Origin of the sequence: Marinobacterium iners (assembly GCF_017310015.1) — a bacterium.
Classification (GTDB): domain Bacteria; phylum Pseudomonadota; class Gammaproteobacteria; order Pseudomonadales; family Balneatricaceae; genus Marinobacterium; species Marinobacterium iners.
Genome location: NZ_CP022297.1, coordinates 3,313,888 through 3,335,386 on the forward strand (window position 1 = coordinate 3,313,888; position 21,499 = coordinate 3,335,386).

The window sequence follows — 21,499 nt, forward strand, 5'->3', positions numbered from 1 at the left end:
GTTCATATTTGAAAAATGTGCCGGTCGCATACCGGCACGTTTTTACTGCAGCAGATCTTCTCCGCTCAGACCGTTCTTCTCCACAATTTCACGCAGCTTGCGCAGAGCTTCAACTTGAATCTGACGTACTCGTTCACGCGTCAGGCCAATTTCCTGCCCGACCTGCTCCAACGTGCTCATTTCATAGCCGCGCAGACCGAAGCGACGCGACAGTACATCGGCATGCTTTTCAGGCAGCATCTCCATCCAGCGATTGAGATTGCCGCTGATGTTATTGTTCTGCAACAGCGTTTCGGGATCAAGCGCATCCAGATCGGGGATCGTATCCAGCAGAGGCTTGTCAGCTCCCTGCCCAGCCGGGATATCTACCGAGCTGACACGCTCGTTCAATCCCAACATCCGTTCTACATTCGCGACAGGCTTGTCAACGAGTGCTGCGATCTCTTCAGCTGTAGGCTCATGATCCAGCTTTTGTGCCAGCTCACGGGAAGCCCGCAAGTACACGTTCAGCTCTTTCACTACATGTATCGGCAGGCGAATCGTGCGTGTCTGGTTCATGATGGCGCGTTCGATAGTCTGTCGAATCCACCAGGTCGCATAGGTCGAAAAACGGAAGCCCCGCTCGGGATCGAATTTTTCCACCGCGCGAATCAGGCCGAGGTTACCCTCTTCGATCAGATCAAGCAGTGTCAGCCCACGGTTGATATAACGCCGTGCGATCTTGACCACCAGACGCAGGTTGCTCTCGATCATCCGTTTCCGGGAGGCCTCGTCTCCCTTGAGTGCACGCCGGGAAAAGTAAACCTCTTCTTCCGCTGTCAGCAATGGCGAAAAGCCGATCTCGTTGAGATAAAGCTGAGTTGCATCCAGCGACTTGGCGTTAACCAGGTCCTGATGCGCCATGGAACCTCTGCCGCGCCCGCTGTTCAGAAACTCTGGCGGTTCAGACTCGCTGCTGTCAGCGTCATCACTGTCTTCATCGGCAACATTGAGCGTTTCTTCTTCATCGTAGCGGTCTTCAGTGTCATCAAACTCAGCATCGTTGCTCTGGGCTGACACGCGGTATTCTGTACCTTTACCTACGGTTTCCATTTTTCACCCCCAGGTAGTCAAGATGATCAGATCATCTCTGCATGGCCATCATTATTGTTTTTATCATTGTTTGGGCAAATATCGTAATGGATCCACCGGATTCCCGTCACGGCGAATCTCGAAGTGAAGCATCGTACGCGTTGCCCCCGTATTGCCTATCTCGGCAATTTTCTCACCCGCTTTAACCTTATCACCCTCACGCACAAAAATGCGACTGTTATGCGCATATGCACTCAGATAGCGTTGGTTATGGTTAAGAATCACAAGATTGCCGTAACCCAACAAGCCATTTCCGGCATAGACCACTTCGCCACCGGCCGCGGCCTTGACGGGTTCACCGGCGTTACCGGCAATATCCAGGCCCTTGTTTGCAGGTTCTCCACCACCGAAACGACTGATGATTCTGCCCTTGTGCGGCCATTGCCAACTGACGGCACCGTTACCTCCGGAGCTGGCGGAAGAAGGCTTGGATGGTGCTGGACTGGAAGAAGGGGTGCGGGCAGTCGCTTCTGAGCGGTTGGTGTTGGTTACGGTTCGCGCCGTTGTTGTTGAGGCAGCCGGAGCTGGACTTGAGGGCTTGGGTGCAGCTGTCGAGCCGGATGCGGCCTTTGAGCCGCCGGGCAACCTCAGCGTGAGCGACTGCCCCGGGTATATAAAGTAGCGAATGTCGATGCCGTTCCAGCGGGCAACTTCGCGGTAATCAAGCCCATAACGAAACGAAATGGAATACAGGGTATCACCGCGCTGGACCCGATAGCTGGCAGGCGCAGGGCCTCTGGCCTCGCTGCGCGCACCCAGAGAGCGCTCGGACACGGGAGCATAGCCGCTCGAACATCCCTGCAGCAGGAGCAATAGCGATATCAGCCAGAGCAGCAGAGGATTCGGCAACAGGGTCTCCCATCTTCAGGTTTTCTGTCGATCCAACAGTATACCCAGTGCAGCACCAACCAGCATCAGCAGCAGCGCGGGCCAGAACCAGTCATTGAGCCCGGTCAGAGCTTCGAAACTGCCCGGCAGCAGATTCTGCTGCAGCACCGGCACCTCTTCTCCCTTGCTGTTGATGGTGTAGGACAGCGTGTATTTCCAGGGCCATACCTTGTTGAGGGAGCCAAGCATAAAACCACCCAGCAGGGCCAGTGTCATCATTCGATGGTGGTGGAACGCCCAGCTCAATACACGGGAGAAGCTCAGCAGCCCGACCACACAACCTGCCATAAACACCAGCAGAATAGCCCACTCCAGAGCCTTGATTGCACCCAGAATGGGCGCATACATCCCCATCAGCAACAGAATGAAACTGCCTGAGATGCCCGGCAAAATCATGGCACAGATAGCAATCATACCCGCAAGGAATATAATCAGGCTTGAGGGTTCTACACTGCCCGGTGCCTGTTCGGTAATGATGTAGGCCAGCAACACCCCTGTGGCGAATGTAGCCATGAGGTTCATATTCCAGCCTCGAATATGCCGGGCGACACTCCAGGTAGACGCCAATATTAAGCCGAAAAAGAATGACCAGAGCAGGATCGGGTACTCGTCCAACAGATAGAGCACAACCCGCGAGATGGTTAACAGGCTCAGTAAAATACCTGACACCAGCGCTAACAGAAAACTGCCGTTGATGTAGCGCCAGCAGGACATCAGTCCTTCGTTGAACAGAATACGCACCGCTTCAGGGTTAAACTGTTTAATACTGTCGATCAGCTCTTCGTATATACCGGTGATGAATGCAATGGTGCCGCCGGAAACACCGGGGACGACATCAGCAGCTCCCATCATCATCCCCTTGCCGGAGAGGACCAGATAATCCTTCTTGCTTCGCATCGAGCCTCCTTGCAACCCGTCAGCGCACAGTACCGCTGAGCAGTGGCACAAAGCGCACGGCTTCCAGCGTTTCGGTTTCGTACTTGTCTTCGGTCACACGTGTAATCCGCTTCAGTATCTGTTCGTCATGACCGACGGGGATCACCAACCGCCCTCCAACTGCGAGCTGCTCCAGCAACTCGTGAGGTATTTCGCGTGGCGCGGCAGTCACCAGAATTCCGTCAAAGGGTGCCTTTTCAGGCCAGCCCATGCCACCGTCGGTATGGCGCAGCATCACATTGTGCAACTTCAGCCGCTGCAAACGTTTGCGCGCCTTTTCCTGCAACGGACGAATGCGCTCAACGCTGAACACCTGATCCACCAACTGTGCCAGTACGGCTGTCTGGTAGCCAGACCCGGTACCCACCTCAAGTACCTTATTGAGCGACTCACCCTCCAGCAAAAGCTCTGTCATGCGGGCTACGATATAAGGCTGCGAAATCGTCTGGTTATAACCGATGGGAAGGGCCGTATCTTCATAGGCCCGATGTGAAAGCGCCTCATCTATGAAGATATGGCGTGGCGTATCTCGAACCACATTCAGCACTTCCTCACTGATCACACCCTGATCACGCAAGCGCTGAGCAAGTCGGTCTCGGGTACGGCGCGAGGTCATGCCTATACCCTGCAGATCCATGTCGATCACAGCAGCCCCTCCAGCCAGTCCCCCAGATTGTCCATGCCCGTATAGTGGGTCATGTCGATCTGCAGCGGTGTGACGGAGACAAAGCCGTTTTCAACGGCAAAAAAATCGGTTCCGGGCTCAGCATCCGCTGCCGCACCGGCACCGGCAATCCAATAGCGGATGCGACCACGCGGGTCTTCTACCTGCACCGGTGGCTCGGCACCGTGGCGATGCCCCAGCCTGGTTACATGAATACCGCGTATCTGGTCCAGCGGCAGGTCTGGTACATTCACATTCAGAACCGTACGTGGCGCAACCACCAGACTATCCAGCCGCTGCACCAGAGAAGCAACGATTTCTGCCGCAGTTTCATAGTGTTTGGGGTGAAAGCTGTGCATGGAAACAGCAATCGGCGGCAAACGGCAGTGACGCCCCTCTGTTGCCGCAGCCACAGTACCTGAGTACAGCACATCATCGCCCAGGTTGGCACCGGCATTAATACCCGACACTACAATGTCCGGACGACGCTGCTCAGTGAACAGCCCAGAGCCCCCCAGATGAACGCAGTCAGTCGGCGTGCCATTGATACCGATATAGCCACTATGGTGTTGATGGGCCTCCAGCGGACGGTCAAGGGTAAGAGAGTTACTGGCACCGCTGCGGTTGCGATCAGGAGCAACGACACAGGTTTCAGCATCCTGCTTCAGTCGCTCGGCCAGCGTCGCCAGTCCCGGGGCGTAGACCCCGTCATCATTTGAAATCAGAATCAACATTATCGGTATGTATCTCAGTTCACTTCCGCTGAGGCCGCTGCATTCTGCCACTGGCAGAGTTCGCGCAGCACACTGGTGGCAAAGGCGCCGGACGGCAGTTCAAATTCAAGTATCCATTGTCCTTCAGACGCCTCCCGTGCCGCAAGCGCCTTTGGTATCAAGCGCAGTGCACGCCGCTCCTGGTTGAGGCCGAGTGACTCCAGCCCTTGGCAGATCGCCTGTGCCGGAGCAAGTGCAGCCTGCTCAAAAACAGCTGCCTCATCCCGTGTCATCAACTGCCCACGCCCCCACATGGGGCCGGTCAGATGCACGTCGCCGCGCTGCAACCGCGCCATCAGGTCAGGCGCATCATCGGCCATAAAGCAACTTTGACTGCCATCAAGCATCAGTACGTCACCAGGCAGAATACGATCCCAGATCTCCTGTCGCAGGCGGGTATTGATCACCTGATTGAACAGCCAGGAACGCAGGGCAGAGATATACAGCCCCTTCTTGTGGCGCTGGCGTTCACGCAACCTGCCTTCGAGCAGAGCCAACCCCTTGTCGAGGTTGCCACCGGCATTACCGAAACGCTGCTCACCAAAGAAGTTGGGGACACCCTGGCGGATCTTCTCCACCCGCTCGACAAAGGCTTCCGGCTCAGTCAGGTCACGCAGACGGATTACGAACCGGTTGCCCGACAGAGCCCCCAGTCGCAGCTTGCGACTGTGGCGACAGCTGTGCAGCACGTCGATACTGTCGCCGCCAAACAGGGACCAGTTCAGGGTACGGCCGATGGGCAGGCGTACACTGAACCATTGCTCGGTAACGGCATGGCGATCCTTTTTACCGGCATACCCCACGTCACGCGGACTGATCTGACAGAAGTTGGCCAGCTGACGTGCTACCCAGTCGGTATTCTCGCCCCGTTTGCGAATATGGAGAAACAGGTGTTCTCCTTCGCCATCAGGCTCAAAAGGCAACTGCTCAAATACTTGAAAGTCTTCAGGACAACTGCGGATGATTGCAGTGGAAGGTGGCTCGCCCAACAGCCATTCGCAGGCGGAATCAAACATCACGGCCTTGGTTGCTCCGGCTCGGGTTCTATCAGTTGGAAAAAGGTTTCGCCCTTGCGCACCATGCCCATTTCACTGCGAGCACGTTCTTCCAAGGCGCCCAAGCCACGCTTGAGGTCCTGTACTTCAGCCTCAAGGCGCTGGTTGCGTTCGGCCAGTTGCTGGTTTTCGACCTGCTGTTGCAGTATCTGCTCTTCCAGTTGCCACACCTGACGCAGGTTGGCCTCGCCGAACCAGAGTCGGTACTGAAGCCCTGCCAGTAACAGCAGTAATATCAACAGTAGCCAGCGATACACTGTTCTTCCCCGGGGTCAAAAAAGGGGGCCGGAGCCCCCTCGGATCACACGTCAGTCTATCAGGCCTGACCCTTGATCTCTTTCAGTCCGTTGTAAACTGCCTTGTCGCCCAGCTCTTCGGCAATGCGCAGCAGGCGGTTGTACTTGGCCACACGGTCGGAACGACACAGGGAACCGGTCTTGATCTGACCCGCAGCGGTACCCACGGCCAGATCAGCGATGGTGGTATCTTCAGTCTCACCGGAACGGTGAGAGATTACCGCCGTGTAGCCGGCATCCTTGGCCATCTTGATCGCATCCAAGGTTTCGGACAGGGAGCCGATCTGGTTGAACTTGATCAGGATGGAGTTGGCGATGGCGTTGTCGATGCCACGCTTGAGGATTTTGGTGTTGGTCACGAACAGGTCGTCGCCCACCAGCTGTACCTTGTCACCGATCTTGCGGGTCAGGCTGGCCCAGCCGTCCCAGTCGGATTCATCCATTCCGTCTTCGATGGAGACGATCGGATAGTTTTCGCACAGCTGCGCCAGGTAGTCGCCGAAGCCTTCAGCATCGAACACCTTGCCTTCACCAGCCAGATCGTACTTGCCGTCCTTGTAGAATTCGGAAGAGGCGCAGTCCAGAGCCAGGGTCACGTCGGTGCCCAGCTTGTAACCGGCCTTGTCGATCGCTTCCTTGATCACCACGAGCGCTTCTTCGTTGGAACCCAGGTTCGGCGCAAAGCCGCCTTCGTCACCAACGGCTGTATTCAGGCCACGAGTTTTCAACACCGCTTTCAGGGCATGGAAAATTTCGGCACCACAGCGCAGGGCATCACCAAAGTTGTCGAAGTTCACCGGCTGAACCATGAACTCCTGAATGTCGACGTTGTTGTCGGCATGCTCGCCACCGTTGAGAATGTTCATCATCGGCACCGGCATGGAGAACTGACCGGCGGTGCCGTTAATTTCGGCAATGTGCGCGTACAGCGGGATGCCCTTCTCGGTTGCAGCAGCCTTGGCCGCCGCCAGAGACACGGCCAGAATGGCGTTGGCGCCCAGATTAGCCTTGTTTTCGGTACCATCCAGCGCCAGCATTTTGTCATCCAGCGCACGCTGGTCGGTCACATCCATACCGATCAGTGCTTCACGGATAGTACCGTTAACGGCGGCTACCGCCTTTTTTACACCCTTGCCCAGATAGCGGGATTTATCGCCGTCACGCAGTTCCAGTGCTTCACGCGAACCGGTGGAAGCACCTGAAGGTGCACAGGCTGTTCCCATCACGCCGGAGGTCAGGATGACATCGGCTTCTACGGTCGGGTTACCACGGGAATCCAGTACTTCACGTGCCTTGATATTCGCAATCTGAGCCATTGTGCTTGTGTCTCCAGTTAACGCTTGAAAGATTACTGCTGCGCCTGACGTGTCAGCGCGGCCTTGATAAATCCGGTGAACAGGCCATGTCCATCACGCGGCGTCGAGGTAAACTCCGGGTGGAACTGACAGGCCACAAACCAGGGATGATCAGGTGCTTCAACCACTTCAACCAGCTCGCCATCCACTGAGCGACCGGTAATTTTAAGACCGGCCTCTTCCAGCAGAGGTACGTAATTGTTGTTCACTTCATAACGGTGGCGGTGACGCTCGCGGATCTCGGTGCTGCCGTAGGCCTCGGCTACGTTGGAGCCTGCGGCCAAATGACAGGTTTGAGCCCCCAGACGCATGGTGCCGCCCAGGTCGGAGTTCTCGCCACGCACTTCGATTTCACCGGTATGGTCGGTCCACTCGGTGATCAGGGCAATCACCGGATGCGGTGACTGACGATCAAACTCGGTAGAGTTGGCACCGTCCAGCCCTGCCACATGGCGGGCGTATTCGATCACAGCCACCTGCATGCCAAGACAGATTCCCAGGTAGGGCACTTTGTTCTCGCGTGCGAAGCGCACCGCTTCAATTTTGCCTTCTACACCACGCTCACCAAAGCCGCCCGGTACCAGGATGGCGCTGAAACCTTCCAGAATGCCGCAGCCCTCGCGCTCGACCCGTTCGGAGTCGATATACTCAATACGTACTTTTTGACGCAAGGCGATGCCGGCATGCGAGATCGCTTCGATCAGTGACTTGTAGGCATCCAGCAGCTCCATGTACTTGCCAACCATGGCGATGGTCACTTCGCCATCCGGGCGCAGGAATGCATCCGCTACCCGGTTCCATTCAGCCAGATCCGCAGCCTTGCAGTTGATGCGGAAACGTTCGGTGACGATCTCGTCCAAATGCTGTTCCCACAGCATGGCCGGGATGTTGTAGATGGTGTTGGCGTCGGGCAGAGAAATAACGGCACGCTCTTCCACATTGGTGAACATGGCCACCTTGCGACGGGAAGACTCGTCCAGCGGCTTCTCGGAACGACAGACCAGAATATCCGGCTGTATACCGATTGAGCGCAGCTCTTTAACAGAGTGCTGGGTCGGCTTGGTCTTGGTCTCGCCAGCCGTTGCGATGTACGGCACCAGTGTCAGGTGCATGAACAGTGCGCGGGAGGCGCCCACTTCAGCCTTGAGCTGACGTACTGCCTCCAGGAACGGCAGCGACTCAATATCGCCCACAGTGCCACCGATCTCGACCAATGCCACATCCGCATCGCCGGCCCCCTCGATCACCCGGCGCTTGATCTCGTCGGTGATGTGCGGAATCACCTGTACGGTTCCGCCCAGGTAATCGCCACGACGCTCCTTGCGCAGCACATGTTGATACACACGGCCGGTGGTAAAGTTGTTGCGCTTGCTCATGGTGGTGCGAATAAAGCGCTCGTAGTGACCGAGGTCAAGGTCGGTCTCGGCGCCATCCTCGGTTACAAATACTTCACCATGCTGGAAGGGGCTCATTGTGCCCGGGTCCACGTTGATATATGGGTCCAGCTTGAGCATTGTAACTTTGAGGCCACGAGCCTCGAGAATAGCCGCCAGAGAAGCTGATGCGATGCCTTTGCCCAATGAGGACACAACACCGCCTGTGACGAAAATATAACGCGTCATGCGGAACCTGTCAGATCAAGATATTGAGGGGAGAAAACGTACTCAAGATGGGACTGCAGGATAGCAAAAGGTACGCCTCAGGACAAACCAAAACCACTCCAGATCGGCAAGAGTCCCTCCTCGCTGCCCGCCGCCTCACACAGAGTGATGCCCGGAACCGCAACAATCTCGCCATCTTTCAACAGTAATGGCTGACAGGCGCGCAGCCAGGGCGGTAGTCCCGCCTCCTGCAGCAACTGTTTCAGACTGACCGAACCGCCACGCCCGAGCGGGCGCAGACGCTCCCCGCCCCGACGGAGCTGCAGTGTCAGGCGCTGACCGACCGGCAGGCCTCGTCTGGCCGGTTGCCACTGCAAACACCCCAGTGGCAATTGGATCGACTCACCCACGACCAGATTCCGTTCGCCCTCTTCGACAAGCGGCAGGGGATCGGGCAACAGATAAAGTACACCCTGATGGCGCCTCAACTGATGATCGGGCAGGCGAAAAACCGGCTGGGCATCCGCTCGGGCATGCAAAAGATCCTTCTCCAGCTGCAGCAACTGAGCCCGCCCCAGCCGATGCCCGCTCTGCTCACTGACCCAGACATGCAGCAGATTGCGCTGCCGCGCCTGACTCAGGAGATTCAACCGTGCAAGGCTGAGGCCGCCCCGCTCTGCACACCGGGAAATATCTTCCTGCGCGCGCTCGGTCAGCAACTCACTGGCCTCACGCATCACTGCAGCAGTTTCACTGCAACGGGACAAAAAGCCCGGCCAGCGTTGCTTGAGAACTGGCAACACATTGAGCCGCAGGAGGTTGCGATCATAGCGCGGGTTGGCATTGCTGGGGTCTTCAACCGGCTCAAGCCCGAGCTCAAACGCGGCCCGCTCCAGACACTCACGTGACTGCTGCAGCAGGGGACGCAGCAGCATCCCCTGCCCTAAAGGGCGTGAGCGTGGCATGGCCGCAAGACCCATCACCCCAGAACCTCGCAACAGCCGCAACAGCAGGGTTTCGGCCTGATCATCCGCATGCTGCGCCAACAGCAGGCAGTCACCGGGCTGCAGAAAGGACTCAAAGGCATGGTAACGCGCTGCGCGGGCGGATGCTTCCGAATCGGAGTCAGGTGTCACCCGGATCAGATTGAAAGGGATATTCAGCCGGCCACACTGCTCACGACAGTGTTCGGCCCAAAGCGCCGAACCGGCCTGCAGCTGATGATCGATATGCAGAGCTATAACCGATTGCGACGGTGCAAGCCGTTGCAGCAGGAAAAGTAACAGGGAGGAGTCCAGCCCACCGCTGAGTGCAACCACCCAGCGGCGGACTTTTGGGCAGGTATCAAGCTGCTGCCTGAGCCCAACAAGCAGGTCAGACACAACGCCCGACCCGGTGCTATCAATCTTCGAACACACCGTAGGACATCAGACGCTGATAGCGGCGCTCCAGCAGTTCTTCAGCGGGCAGGTCCGCCAGACGATCCAGAGTTTCCAGCAGGTGTTTTTTCAAATTTGCCGCCATCAACTCGGGGTTGCGATGCGCACCTCCCAGTGGCTCGCTGATGACTTGATCCACCAGACCCAGCTCGTGCAGGCGCCCGGAGGTGATGCCCATCGCCTTGGCGGCATCAGAGGCACGCTCTGCACTTTTCCAAAGGATGGACGCGCAGCCCTCCGGTGAAATCACGGAGTAGGTACCATATTGCAGCATCAGCAGTTCGTCACAGACACCGATTGCCAGTGCACCGCCAGACCCCCCCTCACCGATTACGGTGGAGATGATCGGGGTGTTCAACTGTGACATCTTCGCCAGGTTGAATGCGATCGCTTCCGACTGACCACGTTCTTCGGCGTCGATCCCCGGATAGGCGCCCGGGGTGTCGATGAAGGTCAGTACCGGCAGTTTGAAGCGCTCTGCCATCTCCATCATGCGCAGCGCCTTGCGGTAACCTTCGGGGCGCGGCATGCCGAAGTTGCGGCGTACCTTTTCCTTCACTTCGCGGCCTTTCTGATGACCAATCACCATCACCGGGCGACCATCAAGACGGGCCAAACCACCGACAATCGCCTGATCATCGGCAAAGTGACGATCGCCATGGATTTCGTCAAAGTCGTCGAAGACATGTTGGACATAGTCCAGCGTATAGGGGCGCTGCGGGTGGCGCGCCAGCTGGGAGATCTGCCAGGCCGAGAGATCCTTGAAGATCGATTCGGTCAGACTGCGGCTCTTGTCCTGCAGTTTTTCCAGCTCATCACCCAGATTCAGACCGTCAGTACCTTCGTTGACGTGACGCAATTCACTGATCTTGGCTTCAAGTTCTGCGATCGGCTGTTCGAAATCCAGATAATTGGGGTTCATGCGGGTCTGCTTCTGTTCTGTAACATGGGGCCCGGGGGCACTGAATAATTGCACGATTTTAACGGTTGCGCGGGTGGATCACCACCCCATCAGTCATAACACAGGCGCACAGCCTTGTTACCGAACTGTTCCTTCAACTGCAACAGCAGCTCATCAGTCGGCGAGACGGACCACTCACTGCCCAGCCAGACCCGTGCCTCGGCGTCTTCACGACGGTACCTCAGCGCCACGGACAGGCTGATCAGCGGGCTACGCCCCTTCGCCAGAGTATCAGCCAGCTGTCGTAACTGGCGCGGCCCAAGCTGGCGGGTATCGCACTGCACTTCAACACAGCGCGCCTGTGCCGCACGTATCTGAGCCATGCTTTGCACTCGATTACAGCGTACCTTGAGCCCACCATTGTAGTCATCCTGTACCACTTCGCCTTCTACTACCAGAACCGCGTCCTTGTTGATGACGGTGCGGGCTTCTTCATAGGTATCACCAAACAGAGTGACTTCAAGCCGCGCACTGCGATCGTCCAGGGTCAGGAAACAGAGGTTATCGCCCTTTTTGGTCTTCTTCAGCCGCATGTCGACAACAAGACCGGCCATCTTCTGGCTGCGACCACGATCTGGCTGAATCTCCACCAGCTTACGACTGACCAGATGTTTCAGCTCCGCTTCATACTCATCGATCGGATGACCAGTAACGTAGAGCCCCAGCGTATCCTTTTCGCCCTGCAGGCGCTCCTTGTCGGTCCAGTCACGCGCCTTGTGAAACTCGGCATAGGGGTCCGAGGGCGCTTCAGCCTCCACCGCGCCGAACAGGTCCATCATGCCGGCATCTTCGTTGCGCGCACTCTGATCGGCCGCCTTCAATGCGGCCGGAATCGCATCCCAGAGAACTGCACGCGAAGGGCCCACACTGTCCAGTGCGCCGCACCTCACCAGCGCCTCCAGCACTCGCTTGTTGAGTTTGCCTGCCCCCACCCGCTCACAGAAGTCAAACAGGTCACGGAAGGCACCCCCTTCCTGACGGGCACGCACGATAGCTTCCACCGGGCCTTCACCCACCCCCTTAACGGCTCCGAGGCCATACACCACTTCATCGGCGTCGTTGACGGTGAACATGTATTCACTGTCATTCACGTCCGGCAGACGTACCGTCAGTTTCATCTGACGACACTCTTCGATGAAGATCACCACCTTGTCGGTGTTCTGCATATCGGACGAGAGCACGGCGGCCATGAAGGCAGCAGGGTAGTGCTGCTTCAGCCAGGCAGTCTGATAGGACACCAGCGCATAGGCCGCCGAGTGGGACTTGTTGAAGCCGTAACCGGCGAATTTTTCCACCAGATCGAAGATATTGCCCGCCAGGTCCTTGTCGATTCCCTGATTGGCACACCCTTCCAGGAAGATGCTGCGCTGTTTGGCCATCTCTTCGGGCTTTTTCTTGCCCATTGCACGTCGCAGCATGTCGGCGCCGCCAAGGGTGTAACCCGCCATCACCTGGGCGATCTGCATCACCTGCTCCTGATACAGGATGATGCCGTAGGTAGGCTCCAGTACAGGCTGCAAGCTGTCGAGCTGGTAATCAGGGTGCGGCCAGGCCAGTGGAGCACGGCCATGCTTTCGGTTGATGAAGTCGTCCACCATCCCCGATTGCAGCGGCCCCGGACGGAACAGGGCCACCAACGCGATGATATCCTCAAACCGGTTTGGCAAAAGACGGCGAATCAGATCCTTCATGCCGCTGGATTCCAGCTGGAACACCGCAGTGGTCTGGGCACTCTGCAGCAGCTTAAACGTATCAGGATCTTCCAGATCGATGGTTTCGATCTCAAGCGCGGCTTCGCCGGTTTTCCTGCGCTTACGATTGATGGTGTCTAACGCCCAGTCGATGATGGTCAGTGTACGCAGGCCCAGAAAGTCGAACTTCACCAGACCCGCTTCTTCCACATCGTTCTTGTCAAACTGGGTCACCAAACCCTGACCGTATTCGTCACAGTAGGTGGCGGAGAAGTCGGTCAGTTTGGTGGGCGCAATCACGACACCGCCGGCATGTTTGCCGACGTTGCGGGTGACGCCTTCCAGCTTGTAGGCCATCTCCATGATTTCCTGCGCTTCTTCGCTGCCATTCACGAAGTCGCGCAGAGTTTCCTCCTGCTCCCAGGCCTTGTTCAGAGTCATCCCCACTTCAAACGGGATCAGCTTGGAGAGGCGGTCAGCCAGACCGAAGGGTTTGCCCTGTACACGTGCGACGTCACGTACCACCGCCTTGGCGGCCATGGTGCCATAGGTGATGATCTGCGATACCGCGTCGCGACCATAGGTGCGCGCCACGTAGTCAATCACTTTGTCACGGTTATCCATGCAGAAATCGATATCGAAGTCAGGCATGGACACACGTTCCGGGTTCAGGAAGCGTTCGAACAGCAGGTCATATTCCAGCGGGTCCAGATCGGTAATCTTCTGCACATAGGCCACCAGAGAACCGGCACCGGAGCCGCGCCCCGGCCCTACCGGAATGCCGTTTTCCTTGGCCCACTTGATGAAGTCCATCACTATGAGGAAGTAGCCGGGAAAACCCATCTGAATGATGATATCCAGCTCAAACTCCAACCGCTCTTCGTAGGGCCTGCGCCGCTCCTGATAGTCCGGCGCATCCTTGTCGAGCAGAAATGCCAGTCGTTCCTCCAAACCTTCCCAAGACACCTGACGGAAGTAGTCATCCATCAACATCCCTTCCGGCACGGGGTAGCGCGGCAGGTAGTACGTTCCCAGTTCCAGCTCGATGTTGCAGCGCCGAGCGATCTCGACCGTGTTTTCCAGTGCACTGGGAATGTCACTGAACAACTCGGCCATCTCATCAGCGGAACGGAAGTATTGTTGATCGGAGTAATTGTGCGGTCGTTGCGGATCATCCAAAGTGCGACCCAGGTTGATACACACCCGAGCCTCATGGGCCTCAAAGTCATCCTGCTTAAGGAACATCACTTCATTGGTGGCCACCAGCGGGCAGCCCGTTCTTGCCGCCAGTTCAACACTGGCATGCACCAGCGCCTCATCACCTGAGCGTCCGGTACGCTGAACTTCAAGGTAAAAACTGTCCGGAAAGACCTTACGCCAGCTGTCGAGGATTGCTTCGGCATTGCCGCTTTCGGATAGCAGCGCCCGGCCTATCTCGCCCTGACGCGCACCGGACAGGGCAATCAGGCCTTCAGCCTTTTCCCGTATCCACTCCACCTTGACCAGCGCACGCTCAGGGTCAATATTCTGCCCTTCGGCATAGGCGCGGGATACCAGCTCCATCAAGTTGCGATAACCCTTGCCTGTACGTACCAGCAGGGTCAGCCGAAAGGGCTCACCCTCGGGCTCAATCGGGTTTTGTACCCATAGATCAACACCGCAGATCGGTTTGACGCCAGCGCCCAATGCCGCCTTGTAGAATTTGATTAAGGCAAACAGGTTGGTCTGATCAGTGACAGCAACGGCCGGCATTTTCTGCGCCGCTGCGGCGGCCACTAACGGTTTGATTCTGACCAGACCGTCGAACAGTGAATATTCGGTATGTACCCGAAGATGGACAAAGCGTGGATCAGACATGGGGCTCTCGGTTCAATTGTTCTCGCACCGGGCGAAAACTGCGTCGATGCTCAGGCAGCGCACCCAGCCGGGACAGCGCTTCAAGGTGTTCGGGCGTCGGGTACCCCTTGTGTCGTGCAAAGCCGTATTCAGGGAATTGCAGATGCAGCTGTTGCATCTGACGATCCCGTTCAACCTTCGCCAGAATCGAGGCTGCGCTGATTTCGGCCACACGGGCATCACCTTTTACAACAGGCTCCGCCGGGCAAGACAGCACCGGGCAGCGGTTACCGTCAATCAGTGCATAATCGGGTGCGACCTTGAGTCCGGCCACGGCGCGTTGCATCGCCAACAGGGTGGCATGCAGAATATTCAATTCATCGATTTCAGCTGGGCTGGCTTTGGCAACACACCAGGCCAGGGCACGCTCGCGGATCAATTCGTACAGATGCTCCCGACGTTTTTCGCTGAGTTTCTTGGAGTCGGCCAGCCCTTCAATGGGACGTTCCGGATCCAGAATTACGGCCGCCGCCACCACATCCCCCACCAGCGGGCCGCGACCGACCTCATCCACACCCGCGATCAAACCGCTGGGGCGAAATATAATCTCAGTGTTGTGCATGGCGGGTCTCCAACAGTTCCAGCACGGCATCAGCGGCACGCTCACTGGCATTGCAGCGCAGCTCAGTGCCAATAGCGGCAAAAGTTTGCTCAACGCGGTTTCGATAGGCCTGATCTTCCAGCGCACGCAGCAGCAGCGGTCCAAGCACCTCAGGCGTCACCCTGCCCTGCAACACCTCCGGTACCATCTCCTCCTGTGCCAGCACATTGGGCAGCGAGATCCAGCGGCTCTTGATCATGCGCGAATAGATTGAGTAGGTCAGGCCAGCCATTTTGTACGCCACCACCATTGGCTTCTGTAGCAGACAGGCTTCAAGCGTGGCCGTACCTGAAGCGATCAGAATCGCATCGGCCAGCGCCATCACTTCACGAGAGCCTTGCAGTACCAGTTTCAGATTCAGCTCGGGATATTGCTGTACCTGCTGCGCCAATTGTTCATAGCGGCGCTGATTGGCCGCCGGCAGAATAAACTCCACCTCCGGACGCTGCTGTACCAGCCAACGCGCCGTTTCAAGGAAGGGTTCGGCCAGATATTTCAATTCCGAGCCGCGACTGCCGGGCAGCAGAGCGATCAATGGCCCCTGATCGGCACGGTCACGGCCATAGCGCTGACGGGCACGTTCAAGATCCAGGTCAGCCGGTATTTGATCAGCCAACGGATGGCCGACAAAGCGCAGATTCTGTCCGGTGGGTGCGTACACCTCTGCCTCAAACGGGAACAGGGTCAGCAACAGGTCCGTGCTCTGCTTGATCTTGAAGATCCGCTTGCGCTTCCAGGCCCAGACTGACGGGCTGACATAATGCACCGTTGGAATCCCCGCCTGCTTCAATGCCTTTTCCATACCAAAGGTGAAATCGGGTGCATCGATACCAATGAACAGATCGGGCGGGTTATCGATAAAATGACGAATCAGACGCTTGCGCGCACGCAAAAGCTCCGGCAGCCGACCTAATACCTCAACCAGACCCATCACCGAAAGGCGTTCAAGCGGAAACAGCTCGGCGCAGCCCTGCTGCTGCATCAATTCGCCGGGGATACCTTCAAACTGGATGTCGGGATTACGCTGATGCAGGGCCGAGATCAAGGCAGCACCCAGAATATCCCCGGATGCTTCACCTGCAACGATGCCGATCCGCAAGGGGTGCATCGATAACCTCAGCGGATAATGCCGCGACTGGACGTCTGCAGCGAATCGATCAGAGCACGTACTGAAGGTTCTTCAGATGCCATGGCTTCAAGCGTCTCAAGCGCCTGATCAACAGTCAGCCCCTGACGATAGATTGCCTTGTAGGCGCGCCGCAAAATGGCCAGCGCCTCGGTTGAGAAACCACGCCTGCGCAGTCCTTCAAGGTTGATTCCGTGGGGACGCGCACTGTTGCCACTGGCCATTACATAGGCCGGTATATCCTTAAGCACTACCGTCCCGGCACCGCACATTACATGCGGACCTATATGACAAAACTGATGCACAGCCGTGAAGCCGCCCAAAATGGCATGGTCACCCACGTGCACATGCCCGGCCAATGCCGCATTATTGGCCAGAATCACGTGATCACCCACGATGCAGTCATGGGCTACATGGGCATAGGCCATCAACAGGTTGTGGCTGCCGATGCGGGTAATACCCGCATCCTGAATTGTACCTCGGTGGATCGTGACACCTTCACGTATCACGTTGTGATCACCAATCTCCAGCCGAGTTGGCTCACCCCGGTACTTTTTGTCCTGGCAGTCCTCACCCACAGTCGAGAACTGGAAAATCCGGTTGCCTTCACCAATACGGGTTGGCCCCTTGATCACCACATGTGAGGCGATGCGCGTGCCGGCACCAATCTCCACATCCGGACCAATCAACGTCCAGGGGCCGACTTCAACATCACTGGCCAGACGGGCCGATGGGTCGACAATGGCTTGCGGGTGAATCAATGTCACACCTTTCTGTCTGCACAAAGAATGGTGGCGCTGCTGACGGTTTCGCCATCGACGCTGGCGCGCACATCGAACTTCCAGATACCGCGACGCTCGGAAACCACCTTCGCTTCCAGCTGCAGCTGGTCCCCTGGCACCACCGGGCGCTTAAAGCGCAGGTTATCGGCACCGACGAAGTAATAGATCGACCCGTCTTCCGGTCCCTTGTTCATGGTCTTGAAACCCAGGATACCGGCGGCCTGCGCCATCGCTTCCACAATCAGTACACCTGGCATCACCGGATGATCGGGAAAGTGGCCGTTAAAGAAGGGCTCGTTTACTGTTACATTCTTGATAGCGGTGATTGACTCACCTGGCTCAAGAGCCAAGACCCGGTCCACCAGCAGAAAGGGGTAACGGTGGGGCAGGTATTTCCGGATCTCTTTAACGTCCATCATTATTTTGACCTTCAGTAGAAATTTGTTCGACAGCCTGTTCGATTCTGCGCACACGTCGTGCCAGATCATCCAGCTGACGGAAACGGACCACATTGCGCTTCCATTGCTGATGCGGTTCAAGCCCTGTACCAGAGGAGTAGGCCCCCGGCCGGGTAATGGACTTGCTGACCAGTGACATGGCAGTCACATGGGTGTCATCAGCAATTTCAAGATGACCGGTGATACCGGTCATTCCGGCGATGGTACAGCGCTCGCCAATTTTAGTGCTTCCGGCTACGGCGGTACAGCCTGCAATGGCGCTATCCCGACCAACGATCACGTTGTGGGCTATCTGGATCTGATTATCGAGCTTCACACCCGCTTCGATCCGAGTGTCATCCAACGCACCACGATCAATCGTGACACCTGCACCGATTTCGACCCTGTCACCAATCACCACTCCGCCAAGCTGGCAAATTTTCTCCCAGCCCTGCTGGTTGCGCGCAAAACCGAAACCATCACTGCCCAGAACGGCTCCACTGTGAATCAGAACCTGCTCACCCAGGGTCACGTTGGGATAAAGCGTGACATGCGCCTCAAGCCGACAACCCGTCCCAATCTGACAGTCGCGTCCGATCACTGTACCGGCACCCACACTGACGCCGGATGCAATCTCCACATTCTCGCCAATCACCACGTAGGGACCAATTTCCACACCGGAAGCCAGTCGGGCCGAGTCGGCAATAACGGCAGTACTGTCAACACCCGGGGATACTGGAGAGCGCCAGTCAAACAACTGACTGGCCTTGGCAAAGGTAAAATAGGGATCATCAACGATCAGCGCGGCTACCGGGCAGTGGCCGACCTGCTCGGGCCGCACCAGCACAGCCTCGGCGGAAGTGTGCTGTAATTGCCTCAGGTAGCGGGGATTGGCAAAGAACGACAGCTCACCTGGGCCAGCCGAATTCAGGGTTGCCAGAGTCACAATGCCCGCTTTGGGGTCCCCACCCTGCAGCGTTGCGCCCAATCGCTGCGCAAGATCTCCCAGAGTATAGCGGGCAGTCGATACCATAGGTGCGTATTACTTGTTCAGCAATTCGATAACTCTTGGCGTGAGATCTACACTATTGGCACTGTAAACAGTCGCCTGCTTGGAGATCACCACTTCAAAATTCTCACCTTCTATCAGTTCTCGAATCGCTTTATCCAAGCGCGGGCGCATCTCGGCAATAAATGCCTGCTCGCGCTCTCCACGCTTCTGCTGCAATTCCTGGCCACGACGCTGGTACTCGGCAAATGCCTTTTGGAACTGCATCCGCATCTGTTTGATATCGTCTTCAGAGGCAAGACCTGCGTTTTTCTGCAGTTTTTCTCTTAGTTCGCGGGCCTGTTTCTCGAGTGCGACAAGCTGCTTTTCGTCATCCGCGAATTCCTTTTTCAGCTCTTCGCGGAAGTTTTTTGCGGCATTGGAGTTAAGCAAGGCTTCTTCCACACCCAGTACAGCCACTTTCTCGGCCATGGCATGGCTACTGAACGCCAATAAGACAGCAGTAAACAGTTGTGCAGCAAACTTCATGATATCTCCTTAGAAAGTCTGACCGAGTGCAAACTGGAACACTTCGGTATCGTCATTTTCCTTGTCATTCAGTGGCATGCCCAGTGACACGGACAGAGGACCAATAGGCGTCAGCCAGCTGACGCCCACACCGACCGAATAACGCAGATCACCCAAGTCCACATCCGCACCACTGCCGGTAGAGTAGACGTTACCGGCATCCATGAATACCAGACTGCGCCAGGCACTCTTATCGTCCAGGAATGGCATCGGGAAAATAAACTCGGCACTGCCGGCTAGCATCAGGTTGCCGCCAAAGGGATCTTCATTGGAATCCTGTGGACCCAGCGAGTTGTTGGAATAGCCTCGCACGCTTTTAAGACCGCCGGCATAGAAATTTTTGAAGAACGGATACTGGTTATCTCCCCAACTGTCGCCATAGCCAGCACGCCCGCGCAGAGCGAAGATCCAGGTCTCATCCTCATCCAGCGGTTTGTAAAAACGGTTGTTGTAGTTGGCACGAAAATAGGTCAAATCGCTGCCCGGCACGGCCACCTCGAAGCTGGCACCCTGAGAATAGCCGCGGCTTGGGAAAAAGCCACGGTTAAGACGGTTATCACTCCAGCCAGCGGTCAGCTTCCAGTTAAAGAAGGAGTCACCCTCATCGTCAATGAAGTCCTTAACCTCAGTTGCGGTCTGGGGGTAAGTGTTGAGCTGGATGAATTCGAGATCACCGCTGAAGCTCAAACGCTGGAAATCATCGATGGGATAGCCAAAGGTAATACCACCTCCCGCTTCATCCGCCGTATAGGAGCTGATATCGTCTTCTTCGTAGTCGCGCTCACGGTAGTAAACGTTAAAGCCGCGGCTCACCCCATCCAACGTATAATAGGGATCCAGGTAGTTGAAGCTGTACTCGGTACGAGTCGAACTGTTGGAAACGTTGAAGCCGATTTTCTTGCCACTGCCCAGGAAATTGTCCTGCTGCACGCCGAGATCAATAATGATGCCGTCATTCTGAGAGAAGCCGATACTGGCCGAGAACTGACCCGACTGCTGCTCTTCGACACTGTACTCAATATCAACCTGGTCATCCGTACCGGGCACCGGACGCGTTTCAACATTGACGGTCTTGAAGTAACCGGTCTTGTCCAAACGGGTACGAGAGCGCTCGATATCCCGAGTAGATGCGATACCGGCTTCCATCTGCTCCAGCTCCCGCCGGATAACCTCATCCGCAGTGCGGGTATTGCCCTTGATCGCGATACGACGAACATAGGTACGCTTGCCGGGCTCAATAAAGTAACGAATGGATACGGTGTTGTCTTCATGCAGCTCCGGCACGGGGCTTACATTGGCAAACATGTAGCCCTCATCACCAAGCAGGCGAACCAGACGCTCCTGGCTTTGAGTCATATCCTTGCGAGAAAAAACCTCTCCCGACTTAACACTCAGCTCACCCAGCATCACATCCTGAGGTACCACCATTTCGCCGGCCACACTCACATTACGCACTGAGTACTGCTCACCTTCGGTGATGGCAACACTGATATAGACGTGCTTCTTGTCCGGTGTAATGGAAACCTGTGTCGAATCGATCTCAAAGTTGATATAGCCGCGATCCAGATACCAGGAACGCAAACGCTCAAGGTCGCCGGTCAGTTTTTCCCGGGCATAGCGATCATCTTTTTTGTAGAAGGACCAGAAGTTGGGCAACTTTAATGAGAACAGGTCAGTCAGTTCTTCATCACTGAAAACTGTATTACCCACTATGTTGATATGCTGAATCGAGGCAACCTGGCCTTCGCGAATATTGATATTCAACTGTACCCGGTTGCCTGAAAGAGGCTCAACCTCGGTTTGAATATCGGCACCGTAGCGCCCCTGAGAAGTATACACACGCAACAGATCCTGGCTGATCTGATCCAGCGCAGCGCGACGGAACACGTCGCCCTCCTGCAGCCCTGATTGCTTAAGGCCGTTCAGGAGATCCTCTTTTTTAATGACCTTATTGCCATCAATATTAATCAGCGCAACAGATGGCCGCTCCTGCAGGCGTACAACCAGCACACCACCATCACGCTCGACCTGCACATCTGCAAAATAGCCCGACCGAAACAATGCCTTGACCGCATCCGACAACTGGGAGCGTGTCAGCTCATCACCGGCTGTAACAGGAAAATTACGGAATACGATGCCGGGCTCAACCCTTTGCAACCCTTCCAGACGAATATCGTTCACTTCGAAGGGGAATGCAGCCGCCTGCGCCTGCACCATCCATAGCATCGATACGAAAAACAGACCCAGTTTGCGTTTCATGCACTACTTCTTACGTTAGGTTATCGACTGAT

Annotated in this window: 19 protein-coding genes; all 19 read right to left on the minus strand. The window is 56.4% G+C overall.

What is annotated here, in order from left to right; translation table 11 throughout:
* Positions 1-42: 42 nt before the first annotated feature.
* The gene (rpoS, locus tag CFI10_RS15955) at positions 43-1,092 is read right to left on the minus strand and encodes an RNA polymerase sigma factor RpoS (RefSeq protein WP_091826898.1); all 1,050 of its coding nucleotides are present in this window, start codon (positions 1,090-1,092) and stop codon (positions 43-45) included.
* A 63-nt stretch (positions 1,093-1,155) separates the two neighbouring features.
* Entirely contained in the window at positions 1,156-1,980 is an 825-nt protein-coding gene (locus tag CFI10_RS15960) for a peptidoglycan DD-metalloendopeptidase family protein (protein ID WP_242530024.1), read from the minus strand.
* A gap of 15 nt (positions 1,981-1,995) precedes the next feature.
* Positions 1,996-2,916, minus strand: a complete 921-nt coding sequence (locus CFI10_RS15965) for a polyprenyl-phosphate transporter (protein WP_206836321.1) — start codon at positions 2,914-2,916, stop codon at positions 1,996-1,998.
* Positions 2,917-2,935: 19 nt separating this feature from the next.
* A complete protein-coding gene (locus CFI10_RS15970; RefSeq protein WP_242530025.1) occupies positions 2,936-3,601 on the minus strand; it encodes a protein-L-isoaspartate(D-aspartate) O-methyltransferase in 666 nt (221 codons plus the stop codon).
* Positions 3,598-4,353, minus strand: coding sequence for a 5'/3'-nucleotidase SurE (surE, locus tag CFI10_RS15975; RefSeq protein WP_091826896.1), 756 nt, complete (start codon positions 4,351-4,353; stop codon positions 3,598-3,600). Before surE ends, CFI10_RS15970 begins: the two co-directional genes overlap by 4 nt.
* 14 nt (positions 4,354-4,367) lie before the next feature.
* Complete coding sequence (gene truD / locus CFI10_RS15980; RefSeq protein WP_206842228.1) at positions 4,368-5,408, minus strand: tRNA pseudouridine(13) synthase TruD; 1,041 nt, start codon at positions 5,406-5,408, stop codon at positions 4,368-4,370.
* A complete protein-coding gene (ftsB, locus tag CFI10_RS15985; RefSeq protein ID WP_091826894.1) occupies positions 5,408-5,704 on the minus strand; it encodes a cell division protein FtsB in 297 nt (98 codons plus the stop codon). The genes truD and ftsB overlap by 1 nt, the downstream gene beginning before the upstream one ends.
* Before the next feature lie 59 nt (positions 5,705-5,763).
* On the minus strand, positions 5,764-7,059 hold the full coding sequence (gene eno, locus CFI10_RS15990; protein WP_206836324.1) for a phosphopyruvate hydratase: 1,296 nt from the start codon (positions 7,057-7,059) through the stop codon (positions 5,764-5,766).
* A 32-nt stretch (positions 7,060-7,091) separates the two neighbouring features.
* Positions 7,092-8,720, minus strand: a complete 1,629-nt coding sequence (locus CFI10_RS15995) for a CTP synthase (RefSeq protein WP_091826892.1) — start codon at positions 8,718-8,720, stop codon at positions 7,092-7,094.
* A gap of 77 nt (positions 8,721-8,797) precedes the next feature.
* The gene (gene tilS, locus CFI10_RS16000; protein WP_206836329.1) at positions 8,798-10,081 is read right to left on the minus strand and encodes a tRNA lysidine(34) synthetase TilS; all 1,284 of its coding nucleotides are present in this window, start codon (positions 10,079-10,081) and stop codon (positions 8,798-8,800) included.
* A gap of 19 nt (positions 10,082-10,100) precedes the next feature.
* Positions 10,101-11,060 (minus strand): acetyl-CoA carboxylase carboxyl transferase subunit alpha, encoded by a 960-nt coding sequence (gene accA / locus CFI10_RS16005; protein ID WP_091826890.1) that lies wholly within the window; start codon positions 11,058-11,060, stop codon positions 10,101-10,103.
* Positions 11,061-11,149: 89 nt separating this feature from the next.
* A complete protein-coding gene (gene dnaE / locus CFI10_RS16010) occupies positions 11,150-14,647 on the minus strand; it encodes a DNA polymerase III subunit alpha (protein ID WP_091826889.1) in 3,498 nt (1,165 codons plus the stop codon).
* Complete coding sequence (gene rnhB / locus CFI10_RS16015; protein ID WP_206836332.1) at positions 14,640-15,248, minus strand: ribonuclease HII; 609 nt, start codon at positions 15,246-15,248, stop codon at positions 14,640-14,642. Before rnhB ends, dnaE begins: the two co-directional genes overlap by 8 nt.
* Positions 15,235-16,395, minus strand: a complete 1,161-nt coding sequence (gene lpxB / locus CFI10_RS16020; RefSeq protein WP_206836337.1) for a lipid-A-disaccharide synthase — start codon at positions 16,393-16,395, stop codon at positions 15,235-15,237. Before lpxB ends, rnhB begins: the two co-directional genes overlap by 14 nt.
* A gap of 8 nt (positions 16,396-16,403) precedes the next feature.
* Positions 16,404-17,174, minus strand: a complete 771-nt coding sequence (lpxA, locus tag CFI10_RS16025) for an acyl-ACP--UDP-N-acetylglucosamine O-acyltransferase (protein ID WP_175527647.1) — start codon at positions 17,172-17,174, stop codon at positions 16,404-16,406.
* Between the two features lie 2 nt (positions 17,175-17,176).
* A complete protein-coding gene (fabZ, locus tag CFI10_RS16030; protein ID WP_091826885.1) occupies positions 17,177-17,614 on the minus strand; it encodes a 3-hydroxyacyl-ACP dehydratase FabZ in 438 nt (145 codons plus the stop codon).
* Entirely contained in the window at positions 17,601-18,665 is a 1,065-nt protein-coding gene (gene lpxD, locus CFI10_RS16035) for a UDP-3-O-(3-hydroxymyristoyl)glucosamine N-acyltransferase (protein ID WP_091826884.1), read from the minus strand. The genes fabZ and lpxD overlap by 14 nt, the downstream gene beginning before the upstream one ends.
* Positions 18,666-18,674: 9 nt before the next feature.
* Positions 18,675-19,169: an OmpH/Skp family outer membrane protein gene (locus CFI10_RS16040; RefSeq protein ID WP_091826883.1), complete on the minus strand. Its 495-nt coding sequence runs from the start codon at positions 19,167-19,169 to the stop codon at positions 18,675-18,677.
* A 9-nt stretch (positions 19,170-19,178) separates the two neighbouring features.
* Positions 19,179-21,467, minus strand: a complete 2,289-nt coding sequence (bamA, locus tag CFI10_RS16045; RefSeq protein WP_206836340.1) for an outer membrane protein assembly factor BamA — start codon at positions 21,465-21,467, stop codon at positions 19,179-19,181.
* Positions 21,468-21,499 lie beyond the last annotated feature (32 nt).